This window comes from Streptococcus halotolerans, assembly GCF_001598035.1.
Lineage (GTDB): Bacteria > Bacillota > Bacilli > Lactobacillales > Streptococcaceae > Streptococcus > Streptococcus halotolerans.
On the sequence record NZ_CP014835.1, the window covers coordinates 2,016,442 to 2,037,683 of the forward strand.

General features: G+C 39.3%; 19 protein-coding genes and 1 pseudogene. 19 read left to right on the forward strand and 1 reads right to left on the reverse strand.

The window, feature by feature from the left end; genetic code table 11:
• The 19 genes and pseudogenes from ftsL (at nucleotide 1) to sstT (ending at nucleotide 19,550) form a co-directional block, all read left to right on the forward strand.
• Nucleotides 1-324, forward strand: coding sequence for a cell division protein FtsL (ftsL, locus tag A2G56_RS09240; RefSeq protein WP_062711860.1), 324 nt, complete (start codon nucleotides 1-3; stop codon nucleotides 322-324).
• A gap of 2 nt (nucleotides 325-326) precedes the next feature.
• A complete protein-coding gene (pbp2x, locus tag A2G56_RS09245) occupies nucleotides 327-2,573 on the forward strand; it encodes a penicillin-binding protein PBP2X (protein WP_062711863.1) in 2,247 nt (748 codons plus the stop codon).
• A 1-nt stretch (nucleotide 2,574) separates the two neighbouring features.
• Nucleotides 2,575-3,585, forward strand: a complete 1,011-nt coding sequence (gene mraY, locus A2G56_RS09250; protein ID WP_062711865.1) for a phospho-N-acetylmuramoyl-pentapeptide-transferase — start codon at nucleotides 2,575-2,577, stop codon at nucleotides 3,583-3,585.
• A 66-nt stretch (nucleotides 3,586-3,651) separates the two neighbouring features.
• Nucleotides 3,652-4,995 carry a DEAD/DEAH box helicase gene (locus A2G56_RS09255; protein ID WP_062711870.1) on the forward strand — a complete coding sequence of 448 codons (1,344 nt, stop codon included), beginning with the start codon at nucleotides 3,652-3,654 and terminating at the stop codon, nucleotides 4,993-4,995.
• A 356-nt stretch (nucleotides 4,996-5,351) separates the two neighbouring features.
• Entirely contained in the window at nucleotides 5,352-6,182 is an 831-nt protein-coding gene (locus A2G56_RS09260; RefSeq protein ID WP_062711873.1) for a transporter substrate-binding domain-containing protein, read from the forward strand.
• Between the two features lie 138 nt (nucleotides 6,183-6,320).
• On the forward strand, nucleotides 6,321-7,118 hold the full coding sequence (locus A2G56_RS09265; RefSeq protein ID WP_062711876.1) for an amino acid ABC transporter permease: 798 nt from the start codon (nucleotides 6,321-6,323) through the stop codon (nucleotides 7,116-7,118).
• On the forward strand, nucleotides 7,118-7,861 hold the full coding sequence (locus A2G56_RS09270) for an amino acid ABC transporter ATP-binding protein (RefSeq protein ID WP_062711878.1): 744 nt from the start codon (nucleotides 7,118-7,120) through the stop codon (nucleotides 7,859-7,861). The genes A2G56_RS09265 and A2G56_RS09270 overlap by 1 nt, the downstream gene beginning before the upstream one ends.
• A 107-nt stretch (nucleotides 7,862-7,968) precedes the next feature.
• Nucleotides 7,969-8,193, forward strand: coding sequence for a DUF4059 family protein (locus tag A2G56_RS09275; RefSeq protein ID WP_062711881.1), 225 nt, complete (start codon nucleotides 7,969-7,971; stop codon nucleotides 8,191-8,193).
• 64 nt (nucleotides 8,194-8,257) lie between these two features.
• Nucleotides 8,258-9,175, forward strand: coding sequence for a thioredoxin-disulfide reductase (gene trxB / locus A2G56_RS09280; protein WP_062711884.1), 918 nt, complete (start codon nucleotides 8,258-8,260; stop codon nucleotides 9,173-9,175).
• A gap of 180 nt (nucleotides 9,176-9,355) precedes the next feature.
• Nucleotides 9,356-10,819, forward strand: coding sequence for a nicotinate phosphoribosyltransferase (locus A2G56_RS09285; RefSeq protein ID WP_062711887.1), 1,464 nt, complete (start codon nucleotides 9,356-9,358; stop codon nucleotides 10,817-10,819).
• A gap of 3 nt (nucleotides 10,820-10,822) precedes the next feature.
• Nucleotides 10,823-11,644 carry an ammonia-dependent NAD(+) synthetase gene (nadE, locus tag A2G56_RS09290; protein ID WP_062711890.1) on the forward strand — a complete coding sequence of 274 codons (822 nt, stop codon included), beginning with the start codon at nucleotides 10,823-10,825 and terminating at the stop codon, nucleotides 11,642-11,644.
• Nucleotides 11,645-11,915: 271 nt separating this feature from the next.
• Nucleotides 11,916-13,253: an aminopeptidase C gene (gene pepC, locus A2G56_RS09295; RefSeq protein ID WP_062711893.1), complete on the forward strand. Its 1,338-nt coding sequence runs from the start codon at nucleotides 11,916-11,918 to the stop codon at nucleotides 13,251-13,253.
• 144 nt (nucleotides 13,254-13,397) lie between these two features.
• Complete coding sequence (locus tag A2G56_RS09300; RefSeq protein WP_062711896.1) at nucleotides 13,398-14,270, forward strand: MetQ/NlpA family ABC transporter substrate-binding protein; 873 nt, start codon at nucleotides 13,398-13,400, stop codon at nucleotides 14,268-14,270.
• A gap of 247 nt (nucleotides 14,271-14,517) precedes the next feature.
• Nucleotides 14,518-15,876 carry a M20/M25/M40 family metallo-hydrolase gene (locus A2G56_RS09305; protein WP_062711899.1) on the forward strand — a complete coding sequence of 453 codons (1,359 nt, stop codon included), beginning with the start codon at nucleotides 14,518-14,520 and terminating at the stop codon, nucleotides 15,874-15,876.
• Nucleotides 15,869-16,933: a methionine ABC transporter ATP-binding protein gene (locus A2G56_RS09310; protein WP_062711902.1), complete on the forward strand. Its 1,065-nt coding sequence runs from the start codon at nucleotides 15,869-15,871 to the stop codon at nucleotides 16,931-16,933. Before A2G56_RS09305 ends, A2G56_RS09310 begins: the two co-directional genes overlap by 8 nt.
• Complete coding sequence (locus tag A2G56_RS09315; RefSeq protein WP_062711905.1) at nucleotides 16,934-17,626, forward strand: methionine ABC transporter permease; 693 nt, start codon at nucleotides 16,934-16,936, stop codon at nucleotides 17,624-17,626.
• Between the two features lie 194 nt (nucleotides 17,627-17,820).
• Nucleotides 17,821-18,015, forward strand: a complete 195-nt coding sequence (locus A2G56_RS10710; protein ID WP_157761215.1) for a nitrilase-related carbon-nitrogen hydrolase — start codon at nucleotides 17,821-17,823, stop codon at nucleotides 18,013-18,015.
• A pseudogene (locus A2G56_RS09320) lies at nucleotides 18,011-18,229 on the forward strand (pyridoxal phosphate-dependent aminotransferase); the annotation flags it as partial. The gene A2G56_RS10710 and the pseudogene A2G56_RS09320, both read left to right, overlap by 5 nt.
• Nucleotides 18,230-18,341: 112 nt before the next feature.
• Nucleotides 18,342-19,550, forward strand: coding sequence for a serine/threonine transporter SstT (gene sstT / locus A2G56_RS09325; RefSeq protein WP_062711911.1), 1,209 nt, complete (start codon nucleotides 18,342-18,344; stop codon nucleotides 19,548-19,550).
• Between the two features lie 38 nt (nucleotides 19,551-19,588).
• Here sstT and brnQ read toward each other — a convergent pair whose 3' ends face one another.
• Nucleotides 19,589-20,971, reverse strand: coding sequence for a branched-chain amino acid transport system II carrier protein (gene brnQ / locus A2G56_RS09330; RefSeq protein ID WP_062711913.1), 1,383 nt, complete (start codon nucleotides 20,969-20,971; stop codon nucleotides 19,589-19,591).
• Nucleotides 20,972-21,242: the final 271 nt, after the last annotated feature.

Sequence of the window (21,242 nt, forward strand, 5' to 3'; positions counted from 1 at the left end):
ATGCCAAACGAAACCAAACGTGAAGCGCTTACGGAAGCTTTGCAAAAACGAATCCGTACGTTTACACGCATTGAAAAGGCTTTTTATGGAGCTATTGTGATAACAGCTATTTTTATGGCGATTAGCATCATCTATTTGCAAAGTCGTAACATGCAGATACAACAAGAAATCAATCATTGGAATGTTGAAATCAATGGCGCTCAAACAGACTTGAATGATGCTAAGCAAGAAGTCAATGAATTGAGCCGTTATGATCGGATTGCTGAAATTGCTAAAAAAGCCGGTCTAACCATTCAGAATGACAATATTCAAAACGTGGAGTAGGAATGAGTAAACTTCGAAAACTCTTTCTTGACTATGTTGTCAAGATTAGAAAAGAACATCCAGAAGAGAATAGGCGTTATGCTGGTCAAAACTTGATGATCCTAACAGTGTTCATCTTTTTTGTCTTTGTCATCAACTTTGCTGTTATTGTTGGCTCAGATAGTAAATTTGGAGTCGATTTGTCAGAAGGTGCCAAAGCTGTCTACAATACCAGATCAACCTTGCAGGCAAGACGAGGCAGTATTTTTGATCGCAATGGGAATGTCATTGCTGAAAATTCGACGACTTATAGTGTTTATGCCATCATTGATAAAACGTACGTCAATGCTGATCAAGAAAAACTATATGTACAGCCTTCCCAGTTTGAAAAAGTTGCTGATATATTTCACAAGCAGCTGGGGATGGAAAAGAAATATGTCATTAGTCAGTTAAAACAGAAGAAACTGACACAAGTTTCCTTTGGTACAAAAGGCTCTAATCTTAGTTACAGTAAGATGAGCACTTTAAAGGATGTCGTTGAAAAAGCCAAAATAAAAGGCATTTCCTTTGATACTAGTACCAGTCGGATGTATCCTAATGGTGTGTTTGCTTCCCAGTTCATCGGTCTGGCACAACCCCATGTAGAAGATGACGGTTCAACTATTCTGTCTGGCGTTACCGGGGTCGAAGCTTCTTTGGATGATGTTTTATCTGGTAAAGATGGTACCGTTGAATATGAAAAAGATCGTAACGGTAATATCCTTCTTGGAACTCAACATGTTGTGAAAAAGGCTTCTGATGGCCGTGATGTCTACACCACCCTGTCAGCTCCTCTGCAAACCTATTTAGAAACCCAGATGGATGCTTTTCAAGCAGAAACAAAGGGAAAATTTGCTAGCGCAACGATTGTCAATTCACAAACAGGTGAAATATTAGCGACAACCCAACGGCCAAGTTTTAACTCTGATACCCTTGAGGGTCTTGATGACAAAAATTTCTCATGGCAAAACTCGCTCTATCAAACCAATTATGAGCCAGGTTCTACCATGAAAGTCATGACCTTAGCGTCAGCCATTGATGCTAAAAAATTCAAAGCCAATCAGTACTTCACCAACTCTGGATTGAATCTATCTGGCATAGTTGTTAATGACTGGTCTGTCAATAATGGTACCGCTGGTATTCAAACGATGACCTTTGCCCAAGGATTTGCTTACTCAAGTAACGTAGGGATGACCCTCTTAGAGCAGAAGATGGGGAATGCTAAGTGGCGTGATTACCTCACAAAATTTAAATTTGGGGAGCCAACTTATTTTGGCATGGGCTCTGAATCAGCTGGTATTATTTCCAATAATAGCGTTAACACCGCAACCAGCGCTTTTGGTCAGGGGATTGCGGTAACACAGTCGCAAATGTTACGAGCCTTTAGTGGTGTTTCAAATGACGGTGAAATGTTAGAGCCACAATTTATCAGTCAAGTGGTCAATCACAATGACAGTACCAGCCGTGTCTCTAAGCCTGAGATTGTCGGAAACCCGGTTAGCAAAAAAGCCGCTAAGGAAACCCGAGAACACATGGTTGCGGTTGGGACGACACCTTATTACGGCACCTTATATGCAAGCTGGCTCGGAGAACCAATTATCCAGGTCGGTAACGAATCTATTGCCGTTAAATCTGGTACTGCACAGATTGCCAAGGATGATGGTTCGGGTTACCTTACTGGTGAGCGAGATTATATCCATTCAGTTGTTGCTATGATTCCAGCTGAAAAACCACTCTTTACCATGTATGTCACCGTACAACAACCAGAGAGTTGGAAGGGGTTAGAGTGGCGAACTATTTTTAATCCAGTTCTTCAAGAAGCTATGACTATGCAGGATCAATTAACCACGTCAGTAGCTGCCAAAGAAAAACGTAGTGAGACAACTTACGAGATTCCGGATTTTGTTGGCCAATCAACGTCAAAAGCTATTGAAACCTTGCGTAAAAATCTTGTTCATCCAATCATCGCTGGCGATGGTGCGAAAGTGACCAGAATGTCTGTAACCAAAGGTACGAAACTAAAAGCCAATCAACAAATCCTTGTTCAGGCTGGAAAAGTCGACGAAATGCCAGACATGTATGGTTGGAGCAAGCGTAATGTGCAGGCATTTGCCAAATGGAATGATTTGAGTATCACGATTAAAGGCTCTGGAAAAGTTGTCAAACAAAATACGGATGTCGGCACATCGTTTAAGAAAAAGAAAAATATCAAAATTACATTAGGAGAGTAACATGTTAATCAGTATAATAGTCGGTATCGTGAGCTTTGTCTTAACGATTATCGCTATGCCCTTCTTTATTCACTATTATCAGATGAAAAAAATTGGTGGACAGCAAATGCACGAGGATGTCAAGCAACATCTAGCCAAGGCTGGCACACCAACTATGGGAGGAACTGTTTTTTTAACAGTTAGTCTTCTTGTTAGTCTTATTTTCGGACTTGTCAACCAAATTAACCAAGGTGCAGCTGTTGGTGCAACGGTTGGTATTCTATCTGTTGTTCTGATCTATGGTATTATTGGTTTCTTGGATGATTTTTTGAAAATCTTTAAACAAATCAATGAAGGTCTGACCCCTTGGCAAAAGATGATTCTTCAGATTGTTGCTGGTTTGCTTTTCTATTTTATACATGTTCGTCCGAGTGGCATTACGAGTTTGAATATCTTAGGTTGGGAGCTTCCACTAGGTGTTTTTTATGTAGCATTTGTCATCTTTTGGGTTGTCGGTTTTTCCAATGCGGTCAACCTAACAGATGGTATTGATGGTCTTGCTTCTATTTCAGTTGTCATTACTTTGGCAACTTATGGCGTCATTGCCTTTGTTCAGCAGCAATTTGATATTTTGATTATGATTGCCTCAATGATTGGTGCCCTCCTTGGATTCTTTATGTTCAATAAAAAACCAGCGAAGGTTTTCATGGGTGATGTTGGTTCGTTGGCGCTTGGAGCTATGTTAGCAGCCATTTCTATTGCTCTACGACAAGAGTGGACACTATTACTGACTGGACTTGTCTATGTTTTTGAAACAGCATCAGTCATGTTACAAGTGACCTATTTCAAAATCACTAAGAAAAAATATGGTGAAGGTCGTCGTATTTTCCGAATGACTCCCTTCCATCACCATCTTGAATTAGGGGGCTTGTCAGGAAAAGGGGAGCGTTGGAGTGAATGGAAAGTTGATGGCTTTATGTGGTCAGTCGCCATCGGTTCGAGTTTGGTGACGCTAGCTTTACTTTATTTATAATTTTAGGGCAAGGAAGATTTTCCTTGCTTTTATTATGTTATAATGGTCATAAGAAAAGGAGGCATTATGTCCTTTAAAGATTTTAATTTTAAACCTTATATTCAAACCGCTTTAGATGAGATTGGTTTCAAAGAACCAACAGCTGTACAGCAAAAATTAATCCCAGTGGTTCGCTCAGGTCGTGATCTGGTTGGAGAGTCAAAAACAGGCTCAGGTAAAACCCATACGTTCTTGTTACCCATTTTTGAAAAACTAGATGAAGACAAGTCTGAAGTTCAGGCAGTTATCACAGCACCTAGTCGCGAGTTGGCTACTCAAATTTACCAAGCGACTAAACAAATTGCGTCGCATTCTAAGAAAGGGCTCCGCGTGGTAAACTATGTGGGCGGTACGGATAAGTTGCGTCAAATGGAACGTTTAAAAACCGCACAACCACACATTGTTATCGGAACCCCGGGTCGTGTTTATGACCTGGTTAAATCAGGAGATTTGGAGATTCACAGGGCTCATACGTTTGTCGTTGATGAAGCCGATATGACCATGGATATGGGATTTCTTGATACGGTCGATAAGATTGCTGCCAGCTTTTCTAAGGATGTTCAAATGTTGGTCTTCTCAGCGACTATTCCTCAAAAATTGCAACCTTTCCTCAAAAAATATTTGACCAACCCAGTTATCGAACAAATCAAAACAAGTACTGTTATCGCTGATACGATTGACAACTGGTTGATCTCAACAAAAGGAAAAGATAAAAATGCACAATTGTTGAATTTATCAAAGGTTATCAATCCTTACATGGCTATGATTTTTGTTAATACTAAAGAGCGTGCCGATGAGCTGCACTCTTATTTGTCAGCTAATGGCTTAAAAGTGGCAAAAATCCATGGTGGCATTCCTCCGCGTGAGCGAAAGCGTATCATGAATCAAGTCAAAAACCTAGATTTTGAGTATATTGTGGCAACAGATTTGGCTGCTCGCGGAATTGATATCGAAGGGGTCAGTCATGTGATCAACGATGCCATCCCACAGGATTTATCTTTCTTCGTCCACCGTGTAGGACGTACGGGACGTAATGGCTTATCGGGAATTGCGATTACCCTTTACCAACCCAGTGATGATTCAGATATTCGCGAATTAGAAAAAATGGGGATTTCATTTGAGCCAAAGGTGTTGAAAAATGGTGAAATCCAAGACACTTATGACCGAGATCGTCGTCATCAACGCGAAAAAGCTTATCAGAAATTAGACACCGAAATGATTGGCTTGGTTAAGAAGAAAAAGAAAAAAGTAAAACCAGGTTATAAAAAGAAAATTCAGTGGGCCGTTGATGAGAAACGTAAAAAAGAACGTCGAGCTGCTAATAGGGCACGAGGTCGTGCTGAACGTAAAGCTAAAAAACAAACCTTTTAGTGACCTTGTGATGACTAGTTATAGTCAGCGTTATCAGACTAATCTGCTTAGTATCATTAGTATTATAGGCTAGAGAGTGAGAAAGAATCCTACTTTTGAGTTGGTCTTCTTTCTCGCTCTTTTTTATATAGGAGAAGTAACTCTAATGTGACGTGACAAAACATCATATCATCTTTAATAACTGAATTAGTAGCAAACCTAAACGTCTACTGTTTCAGATTAGTGTTATTCTATAAATGATCTTTTGAGGTTTTGATATATATATTCTTTAAGTCATGATATGAAATTACTATTGGTAGGGAGCTCTTAAATTTGATAAACTGTCGTTTATAAAAAAAGAAAGTGAGTGTTTGTTAATGAAAAGAAAATTCTTGGTTACTCTTAGTGCTATGGCTGTTTTGGTAGTTGGAGTTTTCAGCCTGCCCCATCAAGTCAAAGGAAAGACAAAAAGTAATGAGATTATAGTGGCTACAGACTCAGATACGGCACCGTTTACTTATAAAAAAGGGAAGCAATTTACGGGATATGATATTGATGTTTTAAAAGCAGTCTTTAAAGACTCCTCAAAGTATCATGTTACCTTCGTGACAACAGCTTTTGATAGTATTTTGACAGGATTAGACGCTGGCCGATTTGATATAGCAGCAAATGACTTTGCCTACAATGATGATAGGGCTGAAAAGTACCTTTTTTCAAAACCTATCTCTAAATCGAATCATGTCATTGTTGGAAAATCAGGGAAAAAATACAGTAGTCTAGATGACTTATCTGGAAAAACAACAGAGGTTTTACCAGGTGTCAATTATGCGGACGTTTTAAAAAATTGGAATAAAAATCACCCGGATAAAGAGCCAATTGATATTCGATACGCTTCAAGTTCAACGGGGCTATCGACAAGAATGCAGCATATTGAAAATGGTAAAATTGATTTTATTTTGTATGATGCTATTTCTGCTAATTATATCATTAAGGATCAAGGATTCGATTTAGAGATATCAGATATTAAGGATAATTCTGGAGAAGAGACTGATGGATTAGAATACTTCTTATTTGCTAAAGATAAAAAAGGCAAAAAACTTCAAGCTTATGTTGATAAACGGCTAGAGCAATTAGCAAAGGAAGGAACCCTGCAAAAATTAAGCCGTAAGCATTTTGGCGGTGATTTCAGTACTCAGCTTAAAAATTGATCATTAGGAGTAGGGATAGAAAAAAGCTAAGAGGTGATAGGCAAAAGCTATCACCTCTTTAAAACCTCCTATTTTACAGGCTAGATGGTCAGTGATAGAATGGACAGATAGAAGGTTATCAATGAAAAGGAAAAACTTATGAAACCATTATTTTTAGCGGCAGCTTGGTATGAAAGCCTCGTGGAAAAACTACCAGCTGGCAAACTTTTTTCATGGAGGGCTGTTTTTGATGCCATTCCATCCATTTTAGAACATCTGCCATTAACGATTGGCTTAACTTTGGCAGGTGCAGTCGCTGGGCTCATCCTAGCCCTTTTATTTGCGGTTGTTAAGATTAATCGCATTAAAGTGGTTTATCCTATTCAAGCTTTTTTTGTTAGTTTCTTGCGTGGCACACCGATTCTGGTTCAGTTGATGCTCAGTTACTATGGTATCCCACTTTTACTGAAGGCGATTAATCAAAAAACTGGTTTAGAGATGAATATTAATGCTATTCCAGCATCAGTATTCGCTATTACTGCCTTTGCATTCAATGAAGCAGCCTATGCTAGTGAAACCATTCGTGCGGCTATCCAGTCAGTTAATTCTGGAGAGATTGAAGCTGCTAAAAGCTTAGGTATGACCAATAAACAAATTTATCGTCGAGTGATTATCCCTAATGCAGCTGTCGTTGCTACACCAACCCTCATTAATAGTTTGATTGGATTGACCAAGGGAACATCGCTTGCTTTTAATGCCGGAATTGTCGAAATGTATGCGCAAGCCCAAATTCTTGGTGGTAGTGATTACCGTTACTTTGAACGCTTTATTTCCGTATCTCTTGTTTATTGGGGGATCAGTTTCTTGATTGAAAATTTAGGCCTTTTCATTGAGAAGCGTATGGCGATTGCTTCGCCAGAAGCTGTTCAAGAATCAATTGAAATAGGAGGTCGCTAATGATTTCAATTCGTCATTTAACCAAAGAGTTCTCAGGACAAAAAGTGCTTGATGGGTTAGACTTAGATATCCAAAAAGGTGAAGTAGTGGCCCTTGTTGGTGCTTCAGGTGCTGGAAAATCGACATTCTTACGCAGTCTAAATTACCTAGAGGAAGCTGATTCAGGTACTATTGACATTGATGGTTTCAAGGTTGATTTCAAGACGATTTCAACTGAAGACATTTTGACTCTCCGTCGCAAACTAGCGATGGTTTTCCAGCAATTTAATCTTTTCGAGCGTCGTACGGCACTTGGAAATGTTAAAGAAGGCTTGAAAGTTGTCAAACAGATGTCAGACGCTGAAGCGACTAAGATTGCCAAGGAAGAATTGGCGAAAGTTGGCCTTTCAGATAGAGAAAATCACTACCCTCGACATTTGTCAGGTGGGCAAAAACAACGTGTTGCCTTAGCCCGTGCTTTAGCCATGAAACCTGACGTTCTATTACTTGATGAACCGACTTCAGCTCTTGACCCAGAGCTTGTTGGTGAAGTTGAAAAATCAATCGCAGATGCTGCAAAGGCAGGTCAAACGATGGTATTGGTAAGTCACGACATGAATTTTGTAGCTCAAGTAGCTGATAAAATTCTCTTTCTCGAAAAAGGAAAGATTTTGGAACAAGGGACACCTGACCAGATGATTAACTACCCTAAGGAAGAGCGGACGAAAGAATTCTTCGCTAGTTACAAAAAGTCATATCTTTGATATAATGGAGAAAAACTCAGCTAGATAGTCTGGCTGAGTTTGTTTTGGCATTGTTATCACTAGGTTGATAGAGGCATCCATAAATCCAAGGCAGAGAAGGTAGACGCATGTTACATACTTTAATTTCATTTTACTTACAAGGGCTCTTATTAGCAACCATCTTTGTATTTATAGCTGGTCTGACCTACATGGTGAATAGAGCCTATAAAAAAGTAGATAAAACGGCTAAAGAGCGACAAGAAGTTCTTTATGATGTCTTGATGATTTGTATTTTGACAGTTCCTATTTTTTCGTTTGCCTTTATGGCTTTGCTATTAGTTCTTAAATCTTAATAATTGCTAATTCAAAGAAGAATTGCTAAAATTTGACTACGAATGTCGTTTAAAAGGAGAAAGCATGTACGATACAATTGTGATTGGAGCTGGTCCTGCAGGAATGACTGCAGCGCTATATGCCGCTCGTTCTAATTTGAAAGTGGCCACTTTGGAACAAGGTGCTCCAGGTGGACAAATGAATAATACAGCTGATGTTGAAAATTACCCAGGCTTTGAGCTAATCAGTGGCCCTGAATTATCCATGAAAATGTTTGAACCCCTTGAGAAATTCGGCGTTGAAAACCTTTATGGTATTGTGACTGGTATCGAAGATAAAGGGGATTACAAAATCGTTCGAACAGCTGATGAATCCTACGAAACTAAAACGGTCATCATCGCGACAGGGGCTAAACATCGTCAAATTGGCGTAGCTGGAGAAAAGGAATACAATAGCCGCGGGGTTTCTTACTGTGCTGTTTGCGATGGTGCCTTCTTTAGAAATCAAGATTTGCTTGTTGTTGGAGGTGGCGATTCAGCCGTTGAAGAAGGATTATTCTTAACGCGTTTTGCTAATTCTGTTACCATTGTACACCGCCGTGATGAATTACGTGCGCAGAAGATTTTGCAGGATCGTGCTTTTGCCAACGATAAGGTTTCTTTCATTTGGGATTCAGTGGTTGAAGAAATTAAAGGGAATGACATGAAAGTTACCAATGTTGACATCAAAAATGTTAAAACAAATGATGTCAGCAACCATGAGTTCGGTGGTGTCTTCGTTTATGTCGGTCTTGACCCAGTATCAGACTTCTTCCGTGATTTAGGGATTACGGATCAAGAGGGTTGGGTAGTGACAGATGATCACATGAGAACCAACATTCCTGGTATTTTTGCTATTGGAGATATTCGTCAAAAACATTTGCGTCAAATCACGACAGCTGTCGGTGATGGTGCTATTGCCGGTCAGGAAGCTTATCAATATATTGTTGAACACGAAGCATAAGAGAGTCAGGATGAAAGTCCTGGCTTTTTGTCTTAGCAATGTTACGTCATTCACAATGTCAAGCGTCAAAGATTCCCTAAAACTAGTGCATATGCTATAATAGTCAACAAGATTAGAAGTCTTGAACTGTTGAGGGTCACGGGAAAAGAGACTTTAATCAAGAATAAAGGAAACAAGAAAATGAATTATACCGATGATAGTTTAACACTACATACAGATCTCTACCAAATCAATATGATGCAGGTTTATTTCCAGCAAGGTATTCACAATAAACGTGCTATCTTTGAGCTTTACTTCCGTAAATTACCCTTTGAAAATGGCTTTGCTGTTTTTGCAGGCTTGGAACGTCTCGTGTCATATTTGAAACAATTGCGTTTCACTGAAACAGACCTTGCTTATCTTCGTGAAGAAGGCTATCCAGAGGACTTTTTAGCCTATCTGAAAGATTTTAAATTAGAACTTTCGGTTAAGTCAGCACGTGAAGGAGACTTGGTATTTGCCAATGAGCCTCTGGTTCAAGTAGAGGGACCCTTGGCACAATGTCAGCTGGTTGAAACAGCTCTTTTGAATATTGTTAATTTCCAAACATTGATTGCGACCAAAGCAGCTCGTATTAGGACAGTTATTGCAGATGAGCCGCTTCTCGAATTTGGAACTCGTCGTGCTCAAGAGATGGACGCTGCTATTTGGGGAACACGTGCGGCTGTCATTGGTGGTGCGGATGCCACTTCAAATGTGCGAGCAGGCAAGATTTTTGGCATTCCAGTGTCAGGAACGCATGCTCACGCGATGGTTCAAGCTTATGGTAATGATTACGATGCCTTTAAAGCTTATGCCCAAACTCACTACAATTGCGTTTTCTTGGTGGATACTTATGATACCCTAAAAATCGGTGTTCCAGCAGCTATTAAGATTGCCAAGGAATTTGGCGATAAGATTAATTTTCAAGGGGTTCGTTTGGATTCAGGAGACATGGCCTACCTTTCTAAAGAAGTTCGTAAACAGTTAGATGAAGCTGGTTTCACGGATGCTAAGATTTATGCCTCTAATGACTTAGATGAAAATACCATCCTAAACTTGAAAATGCAAAAGGCAAAAATTGATGTCTGGGGAGTTGGAACCAAACTCATCACAGCTTATGACCAACCAGCTCTCGGTGCGGTCTATAAGATTGTTTCTATTGAAGATGATAATGGGAAAATGAGAGACACGATCAAACTATCAAACAATGCTGAAAAAGTCTCTACACCAGGTAAGAAGCAAGTTTGGCGCATCACTAGCCGCGAAAAAGGCAAGTCAGAAGGAGATTACATTACGTTTGCAGATGTTGATGTGTCTAAAATGGATGAAATCCATATGTTTCATCCTGTCTATACCTACATTTCAAAGACAGTTAAGAACTTTAATGCTGTGCCATTATTGACAGATATCTTCCAAGATGGTCAATTGGTTTATGAGCTACCAAGTTTAGAAGACATCAAAGAGTATGCTCATAAAGAGTTGGAAGATTTATGGGATGAGTACAAACGTGTCCTTAACCCACAAGAATACCCAGTGGACCTTGCTAAGGATGTTTGGGACAATAAAATGGCGCTTATTGATCGTGTTCGTAAATCAGCCTTTGCCCAAGTTAAAGGAGACTAAGAAGTGAGTTTACAAGCAACTATTATTAAAACATTAGGCGTTAAGCCAGAGATTGATGCCCAAGAAGAAATTCGTCGTTCCATTGATTTCTTAAAAGTCTATCTCTTAAAACACCCCTTTTTAAAGACTTTAGTTTTAGGGATTTCAGGTGGTCAAGACTCTACCTTGGCTGGACGTTTAGCACAATTAGCTATTGAAGAATTGCGTCTTGAAACCAATCGAGACTATCAATTCATCGCAATTCGTCTTCCCTATGGTGTTCAAGCTGATGAAGCGGACGCGCAAAAAGCACTTGATTTTATCAAGCCTGATGTCAGTCTAGTGATTAACATCAAGGAAGCAGTGGATGGTCAGGTGTCAGAATTAGCCAAGGCAGGTGTGGAAGTATCCGACTTCAACAAAGGAAATATCAAGGCTCGCCAACGTATGATTACACAGTATGCTGTGGCAGGACAATACAGTGGTGCAGTTATTGGAACAGACCATGCAGCGGAAAATATCACAGGATTTTTCACTAAGTTTGGTGATGGTGGAGCGGATATTTTGCCACTCTTTCGTTTGAACAAACGTCAGGGGAAACAACTTTTAATTGAACTAGGCGCTGATAAGGCGCTTTATGAAAAAATCCCCATAGCAGATTTGGAAGAAAATAAACCAGGCCTTGCTGATGAAGTCGCATTAGGCGTAACTTATAAGGATATTGATGATTACCTTGAAGGCAAGCAAGTATCATCTGAAGCCCAAGAAAAAATCGAAAATTGGTGGCAAAAAACCATGCATAAGCGTCATTTACCAATAACCATTTTTGATGACTTTTGGAAATAGTGAATACGTGAAATTGTGTTTTTTCAAACCATAGTCTCTTTCTAAACGTCAGGGAAAGAGAACCTGTAAAGCTTTGATTGCTAGTGATTTATACTCTCAGAAAAGGTGATTTAGCCCCTTTTTCTGAGAGTTTTCTTTTTCTGAAGAAATTGAAGAAGCAGTTCCAAAAGGATTGTTTTTTTGGAGCGAAAAGATGTCCTGTTCCCTTTTTTCTTGAATAATATCTTTGAAGGCGTATAATATGGAGTAACATGATTTTAGGAGGATGAGAATGTCTGAATTAACGAAAACCTTTACAGATCAATTATTTGAAAATTATCAAGCTAACCCTAAATTTCAAGCACTAGAGAACGCAGTGACTCATGCTGGACTCTTGAAAGTTCTTGAAACGCGTCAAAGTGCGATCGAAAATGATTATGTTTTCTCAGTAGACCTTACCAATGATGCTGTTTCCAATCAAAAAGCATCAGGTCGTTGCTGGATGTTTGCAGCACTAAATACGTTTCGCCATAAACTGATTTCAGAGTTTAAATTGGAACATTTTGAATTATCTCAAGCACACACTTTCTTTTGGGATAAATACGAGAAATCAAATTGGTTTTTGGAAAATATTGTGGCAACAGCTGACCAAGAATTAGATAGCCGTAAGGTTAAATTTCTTTTAGATGTGCCTCAACAAGACGGTGGTCAATGGGATATGGTTGTGTCTCTTTTTGAAAAATACGGTGTTGTTCCAAAATCTGTTTACCCAGAGTCAATCAGCTCAAGCAATAGTCGTGAGCTCAATCAATATTTAAACAAACTCTTACGACAAGATGCTCAAATTCTCAGAGAACTCATTGCTGAAGGTGCTGATGAAAAAGCTATCCAAAGCAAAAAAGAAGAGCTCTTGCAAGAAGTTTTTAACTTTCTGGCTATCAACCTTGGGCTACCACCACGGACTTTTGATTTTGCTTATCGTGATAAGGATAATAACTATCATAGTGATAAAAATATCACACCACAAGCCTTTTATGAGCAATATGTTGGTCTGAAATTGGATGATTATGTTTCTATTATCAATGCACCGACGGTAGATAAACCTTTCGGAAAATCTTACACCGTTGAACTTTTGGGAAATGTGGTTGGTAGCCGTGACGTTCGCTACCTCAATCTTGATATGAAACGGTTTAAAGAGTTGGCCATCGCTCAATTGCAAGCTGGTGAAACGGTATGGTTTGGTTCTGATGTTGGCCAGTCGTCTGATCGTAAATCAGGTGTTATGGCGACAAATGCCTATGATTTCACCTCAAGTATGGATATTGAACTCAGTCAAGATAAGGCTGGTCGATTGGATTATAGTGAGAGTTTGATGACCCATGCCATGGTCTTGACAGGTGTTGATTTGGATGAGAATGGTCAATCCCTTAAATGGAAGGTTGAAAATTCTTGGGGTGATAAAGTTGGTGAAAAAGGTTATTTTGTTGCCTCAGATGCTTGGATGGATGAGTATACCTACCAAATTGTTGTTCGCAAGGATTTATTAACAGCTGAAGAGTTGGCCGCTTATGAGGCAGAGCCAGTTCTTTTGAAACCATGGGATCCGATGGGAGCTCTAGCTTCTAAATAACTTGTTTTAAAGAGCTGAATAAAAGTCAGCTCTTTTTGTTATAATGTTTAGCTATAACTAAACCTAGTTTTTAACAACTTGTTTTTAATAACTGTGTATGACATAATAAGTAAGCAATTAAAAAAGAGTAAGAGGTAAGATGACATGACATTATTGAAAAAAGTATTAGGTATAGCAGGTTTAGCCGTGGCTTCAACAGTTGTTTTGGCAGCTTGTTCAGGTGATAATTCAGCTGATGATAAAGATGTTGTTCGTGTTGGGATCATGACCAAAACGGATGCTACTGAACCTATTTGGGACCGTGTTGAAGAACTGGCTGAAAAAAAGGGGATTGAACTAAAATTCACAGAGTTCACTGATTATACACAACCCAATAAAGCTCTTAAAAATGGTGAAATTGATGTTAATGCCTTTCAACATTATAATTTCTTGAACGACTGGAACAAGAAAAATGATGGCGATTTGGTGGCGGCAGCTGACACACTCTTGAGTCCTATTAACCTGTTCTCAGGTTTAGATGGCAAAAAAGCCAAATATAAGGATGTCAAAGACCTTCCAAAAGGGGCAACAATTTCAGTACCAAACGATCCAACCAATGAAAGTCGTGCTCTTTATGTGCTTCAATCAGCAGGGTTGATTAAATTATCTAAATCAGGTGAAGAAGTAGCGACACTTGATGATATTACATCAAATTCAAAAGATTTGAACATCAAAGAGATCGCCGCTGATCAATCTGCTTCAACATTGACATCTGTTGATGCGGCTATTATTAACAACAACTACGCTGTTGATGCTGGTGTTGATTACGGTACCTCAATCTTCACCGAAGAAAAAAATGATAGTTCAAAACAATGGATTAATATTATTGCTGCTCAAAAAGACTGGAAAAAATCTGATAAAGCAGACGCTATCAAGACTTTGATTGATGTTTACCAAACGGATGAAGTTGCTAAAATCATCAAAAAAGCATCTAAAGGTACAGATATTGCTATCTGGGAAGGTGCTCCAAAAAATTAATTCAAGTCTCCAATAATTTATTAAAGAACAAGTAAAATAGGCGTGTGAGAAGCACTCCTGTTTTCTTGTTATGGTATAGTCTTTTGAATTAACTTTGAGACATCATCACTTTCGACTTTCGATACTCACATCAATCCAACAACGTCTGATTTTGATTTTCGAAGAGTATCAAGTACTGTCCGCGTTTCAGTTTCTTGTCTGAACGTTAATTCATTGGATTATGGTATTGATCATAGAGAGGAAGAATATGCCAGGGATAATTCAAACCAAAGAAAAAGCTAGCTTGACAGAACATTATCTTGGCGTTTTGGAAAAACTAATTGCAAGCAAGTCCATTTTTGCCCAAGCAGTTGGTTTGGCTGAAACGGCAGCCTACCTCAAAGAAGTCTTTGAAGATGCTGGCGCACAGGTTACTGTTGATGAGAGTTATGCTGCACCCTTTATGCTAGCCCAGTTTAAGAGTTCACGACCTGAAGCCAAACATATTATTTTTTATAATCACTACGACACGCAGCCAGCAGATGCTGATCAGGTGTGGCAGAGTGACCCTTTCCAGCTCACCTTTCGGAATGGCTACATGTATGGTCGAGGCGTCAATGATGATAAAGGTCATATTACAGCACGCTTAACAGCAGTGATGACTTATTTGAACAAACATAAAGACTTGCCGGTGAGCATTACTTTTATGATGGAAGGAGCAGAAGAATCTGCCTCTGTTGATTTAGAAAAGTATTTAGCAAAATATAGCAACCAGTTAAAAGGGGCAGACCTTTTGGTTTGGGAACAGGGCATTCGCAATAAAGAAAACCAGATTGAAATCTCTGGTGGCACCAAAGGAATTGTTACATTTAACGCAGAAGTGACTTCAGCTAAGGTGGATAGTCATTCTAAATTTGGAGCTATCTTTGATAGTGCAACATGGTATCTTCTCAATGCGTTGACTAGTCTTAGAGCAGAGGATGGTCGAATTTTGGTCGATGGCATCTATGATGACATCATTCAACCAACTCAGCATGAGGTTGATTTAGTAGCGAAACATGCTCATCTCGATTTGGATTCTTTAAAGGAATTGTATGAATTAACACTTCCGACCTTAGCTAAAACACAGGCTGATCTAGAAAGACGCTTATTTTTTGAACCAGCTTTGACGATAGAAGGCTTATCATCTGGTTATCTTGGACAAGGCGTTAAGACGATTATTCCCGCACAGGCTTCAGCTAAGTTAGAAGTGCGGTTGGTACCGGGAATGGATCCTTATAAAGTTTTAGGATTGATTGAAAAACAACTTGCTAAAAATGGTTATCATCAAGTCACCTTAACCTATACTTTAGGAGAGAGAGGTTATCGAAGTGACATGACGGCGCCAGCTATTCAAAATGTCATTAGCATTGCGGAAGGTTTTTCACCAAATGGTGTTGCTGTTTTACCAACGACATCTGGCACTGGTCCTATGTATCAAGTTTTTGAAGCTTTGCAAGTTCCTATTGCAGCCTTTGGGATTGGTAATCCTGATAGTCGGGATCATGGTAGTGATGAAAATGTCAAAATGACAGACTATGACACGCATATAAAAATGATAGAGGAGTTAATTGCAAGTTATGACTAATGCGATTATAAATTTAGAACACATCGATATCACTTTTCATCAGAAGAAACGTACTATCGAGGCTGTTAAGGATGTTTCTGTGACCATCAATAAGGGTGATATTTATGGTATTGTTGGCTATTCAGGTGCTGGGAAATCAACCTTGGTTAGGGTGATTAACCTGCTTCAAGTACCAACCGCAGGAAAAATTACCATCAATGACGATGTGACTTATGATAAGGGAAAAGTGCAACTATCATCGTCTGAATTGCGCCAGAAGCGTCAAAAAATCGGCATGATTTTCCAACACTTTAACTTGATGGCTCAAAAGACGGCTTCTGAAAATGTTGCTTTTGCTTTACGTCATTCCGATTTGACTAAGGAAGCTAAAGCTAAGAAGGTTTCAGATTTATTGGAGTTAGTGGGGCTCTCTGACCGCGCTGACAATTATCCGGCGCAGCTATCTGGTGGTCAAAAGCAGCGTGTTGCTATTGCGCGTGCCCTAGCAAATGACCCAGAAATTCTGATTTCCGATGAATCAACATCGGCTTTGGATCCGAAAACAACTAAGCAAATCTTGGCTCTGCTACAAGATCTTAACCGAAAATTAGGTTTGACGGTGGTGATGATCACACATGAAATGCAGATTGTTAAAGATATCTGTAATCGTGTTGCCGTTATGCAAAATGGTGTTTTGATTGAAGAGGGCTCAGTTTTAGATATTTTCTCAAATCCTAAAGAAGCATTAACGCAAGAGTTTATTAAAACAGCGACTGGTATTGACGAAGCTATGATTAAGATTGCCCAACAAGATGTTGTTGCTAATCTAGCTGCAGATTCTATTTTAGTGCAACTTAATTATGCGGGAACATCGACAGATGAACCGATTTTGAATGATATTTACAAACGATTTCAAGTCACTGCTAATATTCTTTATGGAAATATTGAAATTCTTGACAATACACCGGTTGGTGAAATGGTGGTTATCCTTTCAGGAGCTTTGGATAGTCTATCGGCGGCACAAGAAGCCATTGCATCAGCTGGTATTCACTTAACGATTTTGAAGAGAGGTGCCTAGATGTTAGAGTGGATTCAAACTTATTTACCAAATGTTTATCATATCGGTTGGACAGGAGATAATGGTTGGTTGGCAGCCATTAATGCTACCTTATATATGACGATTGTATCGTTTATTATTGGTGGTCTTTTGGGGCTTCTTGCAGGTCTTTTTCTTGTCTTGACCGCACCTGGTGGTGTCATTGAGAATCGTCCAGTTTTTCAAGTTTTGGATAAGATTACTTCAGTCTTTCGGGCGATTCCTTTCATCATCTTGCTAGCCATTTTAGCTCCAGTGACTTTTTTCATTGTCAAAACAAATCTTGGGGCGACCGCTGCCTTGGTTCCTCTCTCAGCAGCAACTTTCCCCTTCTTTGCTCGACAAGTTCAAGTCGTTTTATCAGAATTAGATCGGGGAGTGATTGAAGCAGCACAGGCGTCAGGGGCAACGCTTTTTGATATTATTAAAGTCTATCTTGGAGAAGGATTGCCTGACCTCATTCGTGTGTCAACAGTAACCTTGATTTCGTTAGTTGGAGAAACAGCCATGGCGGGAGCTATTGGGGCTGGAGGGCTTGGTAACGTTGCTATTTCTTATGGTTATAATCGCTCTAACACAGACGTGACATTTATGGCTACCTTGGCAATTCTGTTATTAATCTTTGGCATCCAATTTATCGGAGATTTTTTAACACGAAAACTTAGTCATCGGTAATCACTTTTGATGAGTGCAACCGGACTCACCAAGAGCTATACAAAAAGAGATTTACCTGTTGGTAAGTCTCTTTTGGTTCAGTAGGAGGTATTATGGAGATTGCTGTATTACAGATGACCATCACAGAAGGTCAATCTGATCACAACCGTCAGTAAGTTTTAGACTTATTAAATGAACGTCTGACCTTAAATCAAGTGGATTTGCTAGTATTACCAGAATTATGGGATACAGGTTATGCTGTATCAGATTTGGAGGCTTGTGCTGATACAGATGGGCGAGAAGCGCAGGTATTTTTATCAGACTTGGCTCGAAACTATCGCATCAATATCATCGGTGGTTCGATAGCTAGAGCTTGTGATGGACAATATTATGACTACTTATCGTTTTAATCGCAAAGGAAGCTTCTATGCTTGGATACCGGTTCCTAAAGGACATACTTCCGAAACTTTTTCCGATTTAGTATTAGAAGAGGCTAAGGTTGCTGTTGCGCCAGTTATCGGTTTTGGTGCCGCTGGAGATAGCTATGTCCGCATTGGTCTTTTAGAAAGTACCGAATGCTTATTGGAAGCGGTAGCAAGAATAAAAAGATTAGACTTGTTTTAACTAATCGAAAGTAGCTTGAATGTTTGCACAAGTTTTATGATATAATACATAGAAATGGGAGCAATTTGCTCCTGTTTTAGTCTTAAAATGTATTAAAAATTCAGGAGAACATATGAAAAAAGCATTTCACGTTTGGGGACGTGTTAGTCTAGTCAAGCGTATTCTTATCGGTGTTATTATTGGTGGTCTTTTAGGGTTACTTGTTCCTAAAATGACCTTTATCGGATTAATTGGACAGATGTTTGTTGGTGGGCTAAAAGCTATTGCTCCGCTCTTGGTGTTCGCTCTGGTCGCTAATGCCTTATCACAATCACGTGATGGGCAAAAGAGTAATATGAAGATTGTCATCTTTCTTTATCTGCTAGCGACATTTTCAGCAGCCTTAGTTGCCGTTTTGAGTTCTTACGTCTTCCCAGTGACCTTGAGATTGACGGAATCAGCTGCTGCAAATGCTAATTCGCCTGAAGGGATTGCCCAAGTTTTTCAAAGTTTAATCTTGAATATTGTTGACAATCCAATCAATGCCCTGGCTCAGGCTAATTATATTGGGGTATTATCATGGGGAGTAATCTTTGGATTAGCCTTTCGTTCAGCTAGCAAAACGACAAAGGAGCTTTTAGCTACCTTAGCAGACGTTACAGCACAAATCGTCAAAGGCATTATTAATTTAGCACCGTTTGGTATCATGGGATTGGTCTTTACGACTATTTCTGAAAATGGGATCTCGGTATTAGCTGATTATGGTATTTTGATTTTAGCACTTGTTGGGACAATGGCTTTTGTTGCCCTAGTAGTCAACCCACTATTAGGCTTCATCATGATGGGGAAAAATCCCTACCCACTGACTTTTCAATGTCTGAAAGAGTCAGGAGTAACGGCTTTTTTCACCCGCAGTTCAGCAGCCAATATTCCTGTTAATATGCGTCTTTGCGAAAAATTAGGTTTGAATCCAGATACTTACTCTGTTTCTATCCCACTAGGAGCGACGATTAATATGTCGGGGGCAGCCATTACTATTAATGTGTTGACCTTGGCTGCAGCACGTACTTTAGGGATTGAAGTTGACTTTGCCACAGCTTTTATTTTGAGTGTTGTTGCGGCAGTCTCAGCTTGCGGCGCTTCTGGTGTTGCTGGCGGATCTTTGCTTTTAATTCCGGTTGCCTGCAGTTTGTTTGGGATTCCAAATGACACAGCTATGCAAGTGGTTGGCGTTGGGTTCATCGTTGGTGTCGTTCAAGATTCTTGTGAGACAGCTCTGAACTCAGCATCGGACGTCTTCTTTACAGCAGTGGCTGAAAAGTCATATTTTAACAATCATTAAACAAAAAAGCTATCAGCAAAAAGTCTGATAGCTTTTGTTTATTTGTTTTTGAAATAATAATGATAAGCCAATAATCCAATAGCATAGCCCATCAGTGTAAAGGTAATCCATCCCATGTTGTATTGCCCTAAAGGTACAGTGTGGGTAAAAAAGTGGTTGACGATATCTGGTAGCTGGAAGACTCCAGTCAATGAGCCCAGTGTGGATGAGAAATCATAGAAACCAGCTATAAAAGTAGAGGCTATTGTTGTTTGATAGACAAAGGAATGATTAGCGAAGAACTGTTTTGTGAATACTAATAAAATCAAAGCAATTGTCAAAGGGTATAAGAGATAAAGGAACGGTGTTGACCATTTGATAATTTCGGATAAACCGCCAAAATAAAAGAGCGTAGACAAGAGAGTGAAAATGGTTACCCATGTCAGGTGAGATAATTTCGGAATCAAATGATGGAAGAACTCTGAGCAAGCTGTGATTAATCCAGAAGAAGTTGTTAGGCAGGCTAGGAAGATAACAATTGAAAGGATCGTTTGTCCTAAATTACCGAGGTAGAATGCTGCGGATTGATTGAGGATGTGGCCACCATCAACTTGGATGCCATAAAACTCAAAGATACCGCGGTGTAAGGTAAATAAGCTTTGAGAGGTGGCTCCTATGTGTCCAACAAAGACATAAACTAGCGAAAGCAGGAGGCAAGCAATTAGTCCCGATTTCACAACATTTTGCCCAACTTGTTTTTTACCGCTAATACCATGATCTTTAATGGCATTTATAACGAGAATGGCAAAAGCGAGTGAGGCTAAGGCATCCATCGTTCCATAACCTTGAATCAGACCAGCTACAAATGGGGAGTCTTTGAAAGCATTATTGACAGTCTCTGAAGCATTGTGTGGTTCCCCCAATCCACCAATAGGATTAATAAAGGAAACAACAATCAAAATGGCAAGAACGGCAATCAACAGAGGTGTTAGGTATTTGCCAATGTAATCTGCAATTTGACTTGGTTTAACAGCTAAAAAGTAAGATAACCCAAAGAAAACTAAAGCATAGATAATTCTTACTAATGGACTATTACCAAAAATAGGCTCAATTCCGATAGAAAATGACGTTGCCCCTGTCCGTGGGATAGCAAAGAAAGGACCAATGGAAAGGTATAAAATAGAAGCAAAAAGCAAGGCATACCATTTAGAAACAGGTCTCGCAAGGTCTTGAGGACTCTCGTGTCCGGAAAAAGCTACAGCAGTGACGCCGAGTAAAGGAAGACCGATACCAGTAATACAGAATCCTATGATGGCTTGCCAGAAATTTTGTCCTGAATAGAGGCCTAAAAAGGCTGGAAAGGTTAGATTTCCTGCACCAAAAAATAGTGCAAAGAGCATTAACCCAACAATAAGGGTTGGATTTTTAAATTTTTTGAACATGTAAAGATGATACTTTCTAAAAATGAGTATTGTGTTATAAAAAATCAACGTTTATTATTTTAAAATTATTCTGACAGTTTGTCAACTTGTTTCACATGGGATATTATAGTGGCAGAAAAACAACAGCAGAACGCTTAGAAATATACGATTAATGTGGCAGATTTACTAAATTTTCGTAACATGTCTCAGAAAAGCCTTGCGTCGTTACGATACTTTGTTAAGTTATGTTGTCCTAGTTTTGTTTCATTAGACGATGTAACGTTACTATCGC

Bases quoted from the DNA above. Each gene is read 5' to 3' on its own strand.
- ftsL (WP_062711860.1), top strand. From the start codon at position 1: ATGCCAAACGAAACCAAACGTGAAGCGCTTACGGAAGCTTTGCAAAAA.
- pbp2x (WP_062711863.1), top strand. From the start codon at position 327: ATGAGTAAACTTCGAAAACTCTTTCTTGACTATGTTGTCAAGATTAGA.
- mraY (WP_062711865.1), top strand. From the start codon at position 2,575: ATGTTAATCAGTATAATAGTCGGTATCGTGAGCTTTGTCTTAACGATT.
- A2G56_RS09255 (WP_062711870.1), top strand. From the start codon at position 3,652: ATGTCCTTTAAAGATTTTAATTTTAAACCTTATATTCAAACCGCTTTA.
- A2G56_RS09260 (WP_062711873.1), top strand. From the start codon at position 5,352: ATGAAAAGAAAATTCTTGGTTACTCTTAGTGCTATGGCTGTTTTGGTA.
- A2G56_RS09265 (WP_062711876.1), top strand. From the start codon at position 6,321: ATGAAACCATTATTTTTAGCGGCAGCTTGGTATGAAAGCCTCGTGGAA.
- A2G56_RS09270 (WP_062711878.1), top strand. From the start codon at position 7,118: ATGATTTCAATTCGTCATTTAACCAAAGAGTTCTCAGGACAAAAAGTG.
- A2G56_RS09275 (WP_062711881.1), top strand. From the start codon at position 7,969: ATGTTACATACTTTAATTTCATTTTACTTACAAGGGCTCTTATTAGCA.
- trxB (WP_062711884.1), top strand. From the start codon at position 8,258: ATGTACGATACAATTGTGATTGGAGCTGGTCCTGCAGGAATGACTGCA.
- A2G56_RS09285 (WP_062711887.1), top strand. From the start codon at position 9,356: ATGAATTATACCGATGATAGTTTAACACTACATACAGATCTCTACCAA.
- pepC (WP_062711893.1), top strand. From the start codon at position 11,916: ATGTCTGAATTAACGAAAACCTTTACAGATCAATTATTTGAAAATTAT.
- A2G56_RS09300 (WP_062711896.1), top strand. From the start codon at position 13,398: ATGACATTATTGAAAAAAGTATTAGGTATAGCAGGTTTAGCCGTGGCT.
- A2G56_RS09305 (WP_062711899.1), top strand. From the start codon at position 14,518: ATGCCAGGGATAATTCAAACCAAAGAAAAAGCTAGCTTGACAGAACAT.
- A2G56_RS09310 (WP_062711902.1), top strand. From the start codon at position 15,869: ATGACTAATGCGATTATAAATTTAGAACACATCGATATCACTTTTCAT.
- A2G56_RS09315 (WP_062711905.1), top strand. From the start codon at position 16,934: ATGTTAGAGTGGATTCAAACTTATTTACCAAATGTTTATCATATCGGT.
- sstT (WP_062711911.1), top strand. From the start codon at position 18,342: ATGAAAAAAGCATTTCACGTTTGGGGACGTGTTAGTCTAGTCAAGCGT.
- brnQ (WP_062711913.1), bottom strand. From the start codon at position 20,971: ATGTTCAAAAAATTTAAAAATCCAACCCTTATTGTTGGGTTAATGCTC.